At 40.7% G+C, this 12,860-nt stretch carries 9 protein-coding genes; 7 read left to right on the top strand and 2 right to left on the bottom strand.

Features of this window, described 5'->3' with window-relative positions:
- Both EH243_RS03880 and EH243_RS03875 read left to right on the top strand, forming a co-directional pair.
- Positions 1-719 (top strand): transposase (locus EH243_RS03880; protein ID WP_206441499.1); only part of this gene is annotated, 719 nt, incomplete at its 5' end.
- A 162-nt stretch (positions 720-881) separates the two neighbouring features.
- Positions 882-1,118, top strand: a complete 237-nt coding sequence (locus EH243_RS03875) for a hypothetical protein (protein WP_126157314.1) — start codon at positions 882-884, stop codon at positions 1,116-1,118.
- A gap of 261 nt (positions 1,119-1,379) precedes the next feature.
- Here EH243_RS03875 and dcm read toward each other — a convergent pair whose 3' ends face one another.
- Entirely contained in the window at positions 1,380-2,711 is a 1,332-nt protein-coding gene (gene dcm / locus EH243_RS03870; protein ID WP_206441498.1) for a DNA cytosine methyltransferase, read from the bottom strand.
- A gap of 104 nt (positions 2,712-2,815) precedes the next feature.
- Between dcm and EH243_RS03865 the strand changes: the two genes are divergently transcribed.
- From EH243_RS03865 to EH243_RS03845, 5 genes are read left to right on the top strand one after another with little or no spacing between them, the layout of a single operon-like run.
- A complete protein-coding gene (locus tag EH243_RS03865; protein ID WP_126157313.1) occupies positions 2,816-4,666 on the top strand; it encodes a DEAD/DEAH box helicase in 1,851 nt (616 codons plus the stop codon).
- Positions 4,663-6,252 (top strand): ATP-binding protein, encoded by a 1,590-nt coding sequence (locus EH243_RS03860; RefSeq protein ID WP_126157312.1) that lies wholly within the window; start codon positions 4,663-4,665, stop codon positions 6,250-6,252. Before EH243_RS03865 ends, EH243_RS03860 begins: the two co-directional genes overlap by 4 nt.
- Complete coding sequence (locus EH243_RS03855; RefSeq protein ID WP_126157311.1) at positions 6,249-7,172, top strand: RNA-binding protein; 924 nt, start codon at positions 6,249-6,251, stop codon at positions 7,170-7,172. The genes EH243_RS03860 and EH243_RS03855 overlap by 4 nt, the downstream gene beginning before the upstream one ends.
- 52 nt (positions 7,173-7,224) lie before the next feature.
- Positions 7,225-9,117 (top strand): McrB family protein, encoded by a 1,893-nt coding sequence (locus tag EH243_RS03850; protein WP_164549040.1) that lies wholly within the window; start codon positions 7,225-7,227, stop codon positions 9,115-9,117.
- Positions 9,110-10,396, top strand: coding sequence for an LlaJI family restriction endonuclease (locus EH243_RS03845; RefSeq protein WP_126157310.1), 1,287 nt, complete (start codon positions 9,110-9,112; stop codon positions 10,394-10,396). The genes EH243_RS03850 and EH243_RS03845 overlap by 8 nt, the downstream gene beginning before the upstream one ends.
- A 483-nt stretch (positions 10,397-10,879) precedes the next feature.
- On the opposite strand, the gene EH243_RS03840 is transcribed toward EH243_RS03845, so the two are convergent.
- Positions 10,880-11,947: a DNA-binding protein gene (locus tag EH243_RS03840; protein WP_164549039.1), complete on the bottom strand. Its 1,068-nt coding sequence runs from the start codon at positions 11,945-11,947 to the stop codon at positions 10,880-10,882.
- Positions 11,948-12,860: the final 913 nt, after the last annotated feature.

Raw genomic sequence — 12,860 nt, 5'->3', positions numbered from 1 at the left:
CCAAGAAGTATGCTGAATCAATAGGCTTGACCCATAAAACAGATAAGTCCGATGCCGCCATGCTGTCGTACTATGGCGAGGAGCAACCTCAAGATATCAGGTTGTGGCAACCAGAAGCGCCTGAAGTACGTGAGCTAAAGTCTTTAATGCGACGCTTAAGCGCGTTAGAAAAAGACAAACAGCGCGAACATAATCGCCTTGAGTCTTGTGAAATCAGCGATACATCCGATCGAGTCAGACAATCATTGCATGAAATGATCACTGTTATCGAAGTCGAGATCGAAAAGCTCAAACAGAACATTGATGAGCATATTGACCGCCATCCACCGCTGAAGAAAAACCGTCAGCTACTAGAGAGCATCAAAGGTATAGGCGAAGTGATGTCTCGGGAACTGACCTATCTATTTGCTGCCAAGCGATTTAAAACGGCAAAACAGGTTGCGGCCTATATGGGGCTCATTCCGAAGCTGAAGGAGTCAGGCAAGATTAAGGGCTATACCGCTTTGAGCAAAACTGGCCCCTCACATCTTAGAGCCAAGCTCTATATGGCGGCGGTAACAGCCAAACAGCATAATCCGGATATTCGAAGACAATATGAACGTTTGCTTGCGGCAGGTAAAGCGAAAATGTCCGCTTTGGGAGCGGCCATGAGGAAGCTGGTTCAGGTATGTTTTGGCGTGGTTAAGAATCAAAGTGAATTCCAGGTTCAAACGGCTTAAAAAACAGTTTGAACCCGGTGGTGAGAGATGGTATCCACATTTGATTTTTGAAAGTTATCGAGGGACATAAGCCTTAGATGATAAGCTGGTCTAAGATGAGATCAGAGATTCAAGCAGCGGCATTCGCTTGATTATGTATACAGCCCCCAATGGACTTAGACGATGGACATTCTAATCGCAGCCTTTATTTTAATACTGGCTATCTCAGGCTGGATCTTTTGGCCTAGGCAAAGGGAAAGCATTCCGCTTCAGCAAAACACGATGGTCTGCATTCTCACCACCGATAAGGAAGGCAACGCAATGCGGTTGTATCGGCGTGTAAAGTCTGACGAACACGTAAAAACCATATCCGACAGCTATACCGAAAAACAGAAGCAAGATCGCTTACAGGGGCAATAGAATCAATCCACTCGCCCCTAGAAAAGAGCACCAAACGGTCATTCGTTACCGATAAGCCAAAGCGCGCTCATCATCTAGCCGGTATTGATAACAAGTGAATTGGAACAGCTATAAATGGGCTTGAGGGAAATTAGCCAGCAACCCAGCGCCGGATTTCACTCAAACTCATAACAAAAATATGGCCGTTTCAGCATGACTGTCAGGTCAGTCTGTGACTCGTAAGCGCCTAGCTATCACTAACAAGTGGCCAGACGCTTAAGTTTAACCTGCTCTACGTTGCGCTTCTGTTAGCTCACAGGCAGTAGTAAGGCATGTTGTCATCTGCTCAGCTACAGCATGGAAAACATTCATACATACAGAGTTTCCGAACTGTTTGTATATCTGTCCCTGAGACACTGCGTCGACATTAAACTCTTTAGGGAACCCTTGTAAATTTGCACACTCTCTAGGCGTTAATTTACGTGGGTTTTTCTTTAGGTGACTCTGATCGATCAAAATCTCAGAACCATCTTTATAATAACGGGCACTAATAGTATTCGTGTACTCACTGTCCGCATTAACAAGTGAGTAACCGAAGCCGTTGCCTTTAGTCTTATGTTCTGCTTTTCGTTTTTGATGGCCTTCCCATAATTTGTCTGAAATGGTAAACCTGTCTTTACCATTTTTTTCTTTATCCGCATCAAGTTCTTCCTGAGTCTGAAGAATATCTCCTACCCTAGTTGGCGTTTTCGGTGCTTTAGGCCAGCGGAAAAGTTGATCAAAGTTGATCCTAGGGAACTGATTTTTATCAAATCCGATAATAAAAATACGTTCACGATTTTGAGGGGCACCAAAGTCGCCAGCTCTTAGTACCTTAACATCAACCCAGTAGTTCAGCTTGTCAGCGAGCGCATGGCGTGCTTCTTCACTAAGAGGAATACCATCTGGGATTTCCTGATCGTGCTTACCTTGCAGGATATCCAAAATTGTCTTGAGAGTACGACCTTTATCATGACCACGCAGCTGTTTTACATTTTCGAGCAGGAAGGCTTTTGGCCTTTTTTCCGTCAGAATTCTCTGTATTTCGAAGAACATGGTTCCACGAGTATCGTTGAATCCTTTTTTAAGTCCTGCTTGAGAGAATGCTTGGCAAGGAAACCCCCCAAGTAAAATGTCGTGATCCGGAATATCTTTAGCTGCAATTTGGGTAATGTCACCATTCGGCATCTCACCATAGTTTTCTAGGTACGTTTTCTGCGCGAACTTATCCCATTCAGAGGTGAAAACACAATGACCGCCGAGTTGTTGAAATGGGTATCGTATACCACCAATGCCTGCAAACAAATCAATGAAAGTAAATTTAGATTTTTCAAGAGGTTGCTGTTTTAGCGGAGCGTTATCATAGTAACGCTTCATATCACCTTTAAGTTCAATAATACGACTCCACTTCAGAGGAGATGGCCGGTGCTCTCCACTTTCCCAGCCTCGGACAGTACGTTCACCATCTTTGCCTAAACCTATCAAATTTGCGAACTCACGTTGTCCCAAGCCAAGATTGTCTCTTAACTGTTTGATATGATGAGAGGTATTAAGTATGTCTGCCATTGTGCCCATAAAATATCCGGTTTTTTACCTGGTAATATTTTTATACTGTATATATGAACATAGAAATTTGCAATAGGTATCCGGTTTTTCGCCCTGTATAAAGAGAGTTTTTGATGACGTATTTCGTTAATAACGGTGTGCTTGTTTATGACAATGAGCCAATCCCATCAGAAGAGCTATACAAGCAAGGTCGATTGAGTGCCATTTTAAATGGTGAAAGGATCTACCTCATTGCGTCTAAGCGCCCTGCAAAAATTCATTTTCATTTTCATCTAGAGCCTAGCCCGCATTTTTCTATCTGTTTTAAAGGTGTGCTACTAAATACGGAACAACTCTACTCTTTACAAAGCCAAGGTTACTTTATTGTGAATGCCGAACGGATTCACTTTGTTAACTCAGGAGTAAAGGCATACGTCGACGCGGCATTAGGCGAGCTGCACTTGCCCTCTTTGATCAAACTGCTTAGAGCAATGTATCAAGAGGGCTTATGCGAACAGCCTCCTTCGGCTTTTTTAGAGATATTACGAGCCAAAAGCAAACGTACAGCTCATCACGAAAAACTATTTATTCGAGATCTATACCCCTATCAAAAACAGGGGGTAGATTGGTTGAGTTTTTGTATGGACAATGGCGTTGGTACTATCCTTGCTGATGACATGGGGTTAGGTAAAACAGCCCAAGTTATAGCTTTATGTTGTGATACATTAGAAATCAATCCTAGTGCAAGAATTCTGATTGTGGTTCCTAACCCTCTATTGGACAACTGGATACGAGAGTTCAATTTTTTTGCGCCGACCATTGAGCCTTATTTACACTATGGATGCGCTCGAAGAGGGGTTAGTTCGGTTTTATCGGAACATCATGTGATCATTACTCCTTATACAACGATGATTTCCGATATTTCGATGTTAGAAGAACTCTATTTTGATCTTGCAGTGTTTGATGAAGCAAGCATGCTAAAAAACCCAAATGCAGGTCGATCGATCGCAGCAAGGCGTTTAGATACTGGGGTTGCCATTGCGATGTCAGGTACACCGGTTGAGAACAGTTTAATGGATGCTTGGGCCTTGAGTGACTTGGTTTTCCCAGGGTATTTAGGCTCTCAAGAAGACTTTAAATCTCGTTATGTACACCGAAACCTGTCTGAAACACTCAATACAAACCTTGAGGAGTTAGAGCTCTCACTGCGTCAGATTACACTTAGACGTATGAAAAAAGATGTGCTTAAGCAACTTCCCGAAAAGTTAGATATACACCTTCCCGTATCCCAAAACGAAAGCGAAAAATCCTTATACACTAACATTATCGAAGAAATGCTAAATGATGCCTATGGCGGTGGCTCAGGCATACTGCCATTGATCAATAAACTTCAGCAATTTACAGCTCATCCCGTTTTGCTAGATGCTACGGCTCCAACCGATATTCGCTCCCTATCTACTCAAAGCGCTAAATTTGAACTAATGTTGCTTAAATTGGATGCTATCGCCCAATCTGGGGAAAAAGTCATTATTTTTGCAACTTTTCAAAAAGCCATTGACCTAATTAAAGGAGCGATTAAAGAAAAGTACGGGGTTGTTGCCGGCGTTATTGATGGTAGAACGCCGAATGAAGAGCGCCAACCACTCATTGATAAATTCTCATCCCAAGACGGTTTTGATGTTCTGATCCTACATCCCAAAACAGCAGGTATGGGACTGAATATCACTGCTGCCACACACGTTATTCACTACTGCAGGCAATGGAATCCTGCTCTTGAAGAACAGGCTACGGCTAGGGCTTGGAGGAACGGCCAAGAATCTGTGGTCAGTGTCTATTACATGTACTATGCCGATACAATCGAGGAAACCATCGATGAGCGCATTCGCCTAAAACAACAGCTCAGTGGTCAGGTCATCTCAGTTGCTGATAATAAAGAAACAGACAAAAAAATCATGCTTGAATATTTGGAAACATTAGGCTCATGAGTCAACAAACAGAAATACAAGAAGATGACTTTCGTCCTTCTGCTGCCCGTTTAGTAGAAAGCTTGCGCGATACTGGTTACAGTCGCGAAGCCGCATTTGCCGATATCATCGACAACGCTATTGCTGCTAATTCCACGAAGATTTTGATTGAACTTCAGTACATGTATGGTGAATTCAGAGTCATCATGACAGACAATGGTGATGGCATGTCAGAAGGTGAGCTGAGAAACGCAATGCGCTATGGTTCAGAGAAGCGAGCTAACCCGAAATCTTTAGGTAAATTCGGTATGGGGTTGAAAACAGCTTCGACCGCTTTCTGCCGACGCTTAGTAGTTTTGACTCAGAAAAATGGCGTTCAATCTGGCCGAGCATGGGATATTGACCGTATCATCAAAACCGATCGTTGGGAGCTAGAAACGCCTAATACTAACGATTACTACGATGATTATGAAGAGCTGAGCGATTTTACGGATAACAGCGGTACGATGATTATATGGGAAAACACCGACCATTTGATTAAACAAGGTAGTGAACGTCAAGTGCGACAGCAGATTAATAGTTTAGGCAAAGAACTACAGGCTGAGCTGAGTGCTATTTTCTGCAAATACCTTGCATCAGGTGAGGTTTCAATTGCTATGAAAGTTGGTGATACGCCGACTACAGAATTGAAAGGGTGGGACCCTATCTGTGCAGATTTGATAACGGCAGACGGAGTCCGCTCACGTGTCCTCAAAGAAAAAACGGTTCCGGTAGAGTTTGATGGTAAAACTGCGTCCTTCTCCGTCAAAGGAAGTATTATTCCCTCCCAGAATGAACTAAATTCAGAGGAGCGAGAATTTGTTCGTTATAGCTTAGATAATCAAGGGTTCTACATATATCGAGAAGGTCGTCTTATTTGGCATGATGGCTGGCCTCATCGCATGTACAAAAAAGAAAGTAAAATTACTCGCTTGAGAGTAGAGCTACACTTTGATCATGAACTTGATGATGTATTCAGTATTGATTTTCGAAAAAGCCGTGTAATTATACCGGTAGATATTCGTGAAGAACTCAAACGTCTTGTTGCACCTTGGAGACAAGAGCTGCTTAAAGGGCAAGAGCGCCTAGTTTCAGCAAATACTAATCGAGCACATGGTCCTGCAGACAAGGCAATAGATAAGCACAAAAAGTATACAAAAAACGCTGACATTAAAGTCGATGGTGATAAAGTCACCATTCGTAACGAAAACCAGCCTCAGCCGACTTTGATTGAAGGGGTCCGAATTTATGAGGACAAAACGGTCAGAGTTCACGAAGAGGATTCTTTACTTGGTGATGATTTATGGGAGCCTTCCTGTGATGAAGAAGGTAACACCTGTGTTACCTTGGGTAAATCTCATCCCTACTTCCACAAGATGTATAACGTCTGCAAAGATAATATTGAAGCTATGAAAGCACTTGATATGTTGTTATGGAGCCTCGCCAATGCTGAGCATGGTGAGTACTCTGAGGCGAATAGACACACCTTAAAAGGGTACAGGCAGAAAGTCAGTCAAACGCTTCGTTATTTGAGTATCGAGTTGCCAGATGCGGAGGAAAACGAATGAACTACCAGTATGATTTAGCGGACTTTAAACGTTACCTTAATGATAAAAATCCAAAATACCGAATTGATGGACTAATTTTTTGGCAAAACCGCATCCCACTGCCAATTGACCTATTTAACCAAATTTTTAATGAGTCGAACCAGATAGTGTCAGACTATGTTTTTCAGGTTGCTGCAAGTGCGGTGACTTTTAGTCATCAAGAGTCCTTTGAAAAGGCTATGGCTGTAAGGGTAGTCGATTTACCAAAAGGAGACCTAAAAAAACAAGTTCGTGCGCTAAAAGAGTGGCTGAATGAAAAACTGCCAGAAAATTCTCCTGTTGTTCGTATGTCCTATGAAGTTGCTGATACATTAGGCCTAGATAGCTTTACTTTTTCCATCGAGAAAGTGGCTGAAGCGCTGCAGCATCAAGGAAAAAAGTATGCGCGTCTCTTTATGCCTCCGGAAGTTAGAACGCAACTAAACCTGATTTCAGACTGTGAAGGCGTAGGCATAGATAACACCGATATGTTTGGCAACATCATTGCCGATCGCTATAACATTTATCGTTCAGGATTTAGTGATGCGCTCGCAATCATCTTTAATGCACTACTTGAATTTAGAATTCTGTGCTCTGGGAGAAGTGAACACCTTCAGCGACTTCGCGTGATAGTACCACTGGTAGAAGATATAGATGTTCGGCTGGGTAAAACCAGAGATGGTTCTCTGTGGGAGCCCGGTTATGAAGACGATCACTACATAATCTTGAACAGCGAACATCCCTTGATACGCAACCTTTCAGAAGAGCAATCAAAACCTTTAGCAGAATTCTTGTTTTATATGGGTGAATTTGAAAACAGCCAGTATTCTGACGAAAGCAAAAAGCTAGTTGAAAACCTGCGTCAGACCGTTTCTCGTAGTTTGTGGATAAAACACGATTAGTTAATTTTTTGCAGTAGATAACTGCCTTAAACAAATAAGGAAAATGCAGATTATGCTTTCTGAACTCAGCACTATTGGTCAGTGGTATCAGAATGAACCTTCGGAAGGTTGGCACTTTGACGAAATTGCGTTTGATGATGAAGCAAAAATTGCTTTTGAAAAACTCAATCTCAATATAAAAATATTTGAGCACTCTGCCCGAGTTGATATTAGAAATAACCATACTTATGTGCCAGGGCATTATTTCCTGTACGCACTAAAAGTTCAACCGTTAGTCACTCTACTCCACAAGTACATGGAAGTGTTTGATGCACTCAAGTCAGATTTATCAAATCCTGAAGACCTCGCCGCTTTAATAAATAGTCCATCTCCATCTAATCCAATAACTGACGCATTAGACCAATATAGCAAGATAAATTTTTACCAAGTGTTTAGCGATCGCGAAAAGAGACTGAGAGGAAAGGACATTATTAATGGTTCAGGGGCAAGTACATCTTTGAGATCTGGAGAAGATTTTATTCGCTCCGTCATTCTCAAAGCTCTTCCTGTCCCTGACGTTAGCTCTGATATGTTAGGGCAAATTATTTATAGTTTCTCTCAGTGCCCAGAAGCATTACAAACTCTAGAGAAAAAATACTACCCATCGATTCCCTACTTGTTTAAATGTAGCTCAGGTGATGAGTTAATGTTCCGTATCCTTTCTGTCTTGGGGTGGGAAGGAAAACTTGAGCCACTGTTCGAAAATATTGACTCCAGTATTGGTATTATTGACTGGAAAGAAATCAGTGGTGCATTTAAGCTAAGTAGCACCATAATACCGGGAAATATTAGCTATATTGACGAGCCCGTACATTATTTACCTTCTAGTTGTAAATACATTCATATTCGTAAAGACTTGCTTAATGATAGTACTGAGATACAGCAGGTTAACGAAGCTCTGAGTAATTTGTGGCCAGAACTAACAATTTTTGAAGAGAACTCAGAGTTTTTGTTTAAGTCTTCAGCTAGGCAGAAACACTCTGCTGCACGAAAAACCGGAGGCTCCAATCGAATTATCTATGGTGCACCTGGTACAGGTAAAAGTCACTCAATTGAACAAAGTACGGATGAAAAATTCATTATTCGCACGGTTTTTCACCCAGAAACTCAGTACAGTGATTTTGTTGGATGCTTAAAACCGGTAATGGAAGAGGATCGTGTCGCCTATAGATTCAGACCTGGTGCATTTACTGAGGCTCTGGTTAAAGCAATAAAGGACCCTAGTAATACCTATAGTCTTGTCATTGAAGAGATTAACCGAGCTCCAGCAGCAGCCGTTTTTGGTGAGATTTTTCAACTATTAGACAGAAAGCCTGACGGTAGTAGCAGCTATCAGATTGATATTTCTGATCCTGATTTACTTACCTATCTCAATACGGAAACAGGAGGTTATTTTTTTGCTGGAAAACTATTTATTCCGTCAAACCTTTCGCTGCTGGCCACGATGAATAGTAGCGACCAAGCGGTAATGCCACTTGATACCGCATTTAAACGTCGCTGGTCTTTTGAATATGTAGAACTTAACTTTGATAAAGCGCCAACCCAAGTTTTAGAGCTTCAAACGAGTGAAGGGGTATTTAAAATAACTTGGGCAGATTTTGCGGACAAAGTACTCAACCATATGCTGAAAGAATTCAGAGTACCTGAAGATCGTATGATCGGACCATTTTTCCTTAATGAAACTGAGCTACAAGACTGGCAATCGGCATTGCGCGGTAAGTTATTTGTCTATTTGTGGGACGATGTTTTAAGGCATAAAACTACAGAGAGGGCCCGTTTATTCTCTACAAATTTTGTGACATTCGGAGAGCTATACAATAGCTTTCCAAAAGCTCAAGTTTTCGGCTTAGAAGCAGATACCCTCATCAGAAATTTAGGTACCGCTGTCGAGAATCAAGATGGCTAACCTAGAATATTTCCGCGACAGAGACGAGGTTGACTCTCTACCCAGCGATCTTGTAACACTAATGCAACATAGGGGGGTAATCGCTCCAGATCAAACACGAGTCCACTATTGTGGATTTGTTTCTTGGCAACAAGGCATCGCTGCCTTTATGCCAAGAAATAGCATTTTGGAACAAATGTCACCTCATCATGCTTATTATCTATTGCAGTCCCTAAGTCGTTACTATTTAGGTAAAAACACAGGCATATCTGAAGGACAAGAAAATGATCTCATTGGCAAAGCTTCTTTGTCTCTGGTCCATTCTCTCATAGAGGATTATCGCGCTAATGGACTCTATGTGCGTAGAAAAAAGTACTTTTCTATAAACCAAGGCCGCCCAAACTGGAAGCGAACTATTGCACGACGCACTCCCTACCCTTCTGGAGATTCTCTTGTCTATCTCGATACAGATACAAGTAATACTCGCTACGTTTCTGATTGTGAAACGGCAAGAATCCATGCACAGGTAATTCGCAGCATTTATAAGAAGTATGGCGTTATTATCACTGGTAATTTCGTAAATGCAGATGACAACCTAGACCGGATGCCTGAACCAAACTCAGGCGCTGAAAGTCAGATGGCTGTACTCAGCCGAGAGCTCTCGGAAAGTTATTCTGAACGTGATATTCAGCTGATCTGTATGTTGAAAGCGTATATTCAAGAGAGTTCAGCAACGAGTGGCAGTGAACTTTTAGTTGGCACGCGAAAGTTTCATAACGTTTGGGAAGGAATGCTCGATTGGTGCCTACCTAAAAAAATTGAAATCAATAACAACCTCCCTGTCCCTTACTATCAACAAGATGAACACTTTATCGAAGTTTCACAAAAAGGTCAGAGAACTGACACTGTTATTGAGAGCGAAGACAGTACACGCTGGGCTGTTATTGATGCCAAGTATTACAACGCTTCAACCCCAAGACTAGCTCCTGGGTGGCATGACTTGGTGAAACAGTTTTTTTATAAAACGGCAGCCGAGAAAATTTGTGGTGAAGATATTTTAGTTACTCTGCATTTCATATTTCCGGGTACAATACACCGCCTAGAAAAAATTAAAGTGGGTGAGCGTGGTCAAAAGAAAGTTGCCGTAAATAGTTTCCTAGAAGTTGCTGGATATGGAGAAATACTTTGCCACTATTGCGACCCTATGGTTTTGATGCAGAAGTACAGCAATGGACAGAAGCTCAATATTTCTGATAGTTCCGAAATCACCGGCCAACTATTCCCACCGACAGAAAGTTGAACCTCTATTGGTAACAAACAAATTGGGGCAGCATGCAACCTTGTGCCTTACTCTTCATACCCTGAATCCTCATTGACTACGTCCATTGCTAGAGGCTCCCTTCACATTGATCAATTAACATCTAACACGTGTACACATGCAGCATGTTTATATACATCGTTGCTGATGTTAAATAACATTAACGCAGTACATTAGGCGAAACACTTCGTGATGGAAAAACCACTGGCAAACACATGAAACGACTTCAAATAGGCCGTTTAATGACGCTGAAGATCCTACTTGGAAGAACAGTAATTCTTGTAACCATTGATACAAGTAACGCTGAAACCCAATGAAGGTTTCCCGTACCAACACAACGCAGAACACTCAAGACATTACATAAACCAAATCAGGGCACCACTCGACATGGCGGGCGCTATTTCAAAGCACTTAGCACTCATTTTCTTTAGATCCTTAATCTCTTAATTGACGCCTACTGACTTTTTATTTTTGACTGGTTTTTTTCATCGAACTTTTCAATTGACTTATTTCTGCGTTCAATAACTCATGTTTAATTTTCAATTTCTGACAACTTGTTAAATGCTCAAGCTTAAGTTGTTCTATTGAGATCTGCTGCTCTTTTATTTCTACCAGATGCCTCTCCTCACGTACGGCAATTTCTTGTGTTTTATCGCTTAATAATTTTTGCTGTTGTTGAAGCTGTTGTTCAAAATCCTTTCTTTGAATATCGACCTTTTCCTTCATATCTTGTAGTTGATCATTAAGCATTTCAACCTGATCGGTTAGTTTCTCTTGCTGTGCTATGAGCTTTTTATTCTCACTCATTTCATACTCGTGCAGGTCTTTGAATTTTTCCAGCTGACTAGTCCTGACCATGTAATTCGTAAGCGATTCATTTAATGCCCTACACTCTTTAACAGATTGATCCAACTCGACCTTTAACTGCGTTTCACGGGCTTCATACCAACTTCTAAGCTGGGTACGCTCAGACATCAATGAGTCCACGCGTTGATTGGCCTCTGTACGATAAACTTCATTGCTCTTCATCGTTTCCTGAAGCTGTGCTTGTATATCACGAACACTCTCCTGAGACATAACTAAGCGTGATCCTAGATCCGCAGACGATGCCTTCTCTTTTTCTAAAAGGGCCGTCATGTTATCAATCTCCCCTACTAACCTCTCATTCTTCAAGGAAACCTTAGCTATTTCTTCCTGCGTTTTCGCTTCACGCTCTAAAGCATTAGATTCAACTTTTAACGCTTCATCCATTCTATCTTGCGCTATTTTATTAGCCGACTCTAAAGACATTACCCATAACTTCTGAACCATTTCATATAATTCATCTGGGATCCCCGGCCGAGTATCATTTGATTCAAGCTCTTTCGAAACATCCAACCAGAATTCATCAAGAGCTTGGCTAATAGTTGTATTACTTGAAGTCTGACTAAGCTCTTTTTTTACATTATTCTGAGAAGGTCTTATGCCTTTTTTTAATAAATATCTTGCTACAATCTTAATTTCATCTCGTGAAGAAAAGCCTTTATATTCCATAATTAACATCCTACATACACACACACCTTTATTATTTACAAACACAATAATAAATACAAAATAATATTATGCAAGAAAAAATCAAAAAAAGATAACAACAACTTATTAATACATTCAATTATTAACAATAAAACTAACTAACACTTACTAAAACACCACAAAAAAAACACTAAATAATGTTATAAACATATCATCTATAGTTCATTAAAAACCATGATCATTTAATTAAAAACCGAAGAATAAATCATCAATTAGCATCATACATGCGTATATCACAACAGTGTTACTTAACATCAAGCACAGTATCAAATAACACTCGAATCTAAATGATTTTAAAACATAAACAAACTTTCATACGATAGCCTGCCTATTAATGAGCTTTAACTAATGGGAACATAAATCATTACTAGTTAAGAAGCCAATAGCATATTCACTCAAGAAATCATACAAACGAAAGGCTCCTGATAAAGAATAATTAATTTTTAGACGACATACTTGTTAGCTATCACAAATATGACAAGCACCAATAACATCTTACATGGGTACACATGTAGGATGTAAGAATATTTAACATGCAGTGTTATTTAAAATCATAGCCATGTTTTTTAACACTACAATAGTAGTTTTATTAAATGATTAGCATTCCATATCAGAGAAAATTAACCAGAGAATATATGCCAATAGATGGGTTAAAAGGACGACCGAGCTAGTTGACGTATTCAGAATATTATGTCAGGCAGAAGCCTTCGTTTGTTTCAAGGCCTTATGATCTTAAGTACAGTGATGCTGAATTCTTATCAAAGCTATGTTCAGTTTTGGGTATTGATCTCAATGAATACCAAACGGCATTAGATGCGTGGCCCATGCTGAGCGTGACGATAGACGCAATAGGTTTAAATCATATGTATTTGTT

The organism is Amphritea opalescens (assembly GCF_003957515.1).
Taxonomy (GTDB): domain Bacteria; phylum Pseudomonadota; class Gammaproteobacteria; order Pseudomonadales; family Balneatricaceae; genus Amphritea; species Amphritea opalescens.
The sequence above is the reverse complement of the archived record's forward strand: the minus strand, read 5'-3'. Positions and strand labels throughout refer to the sequence as shown.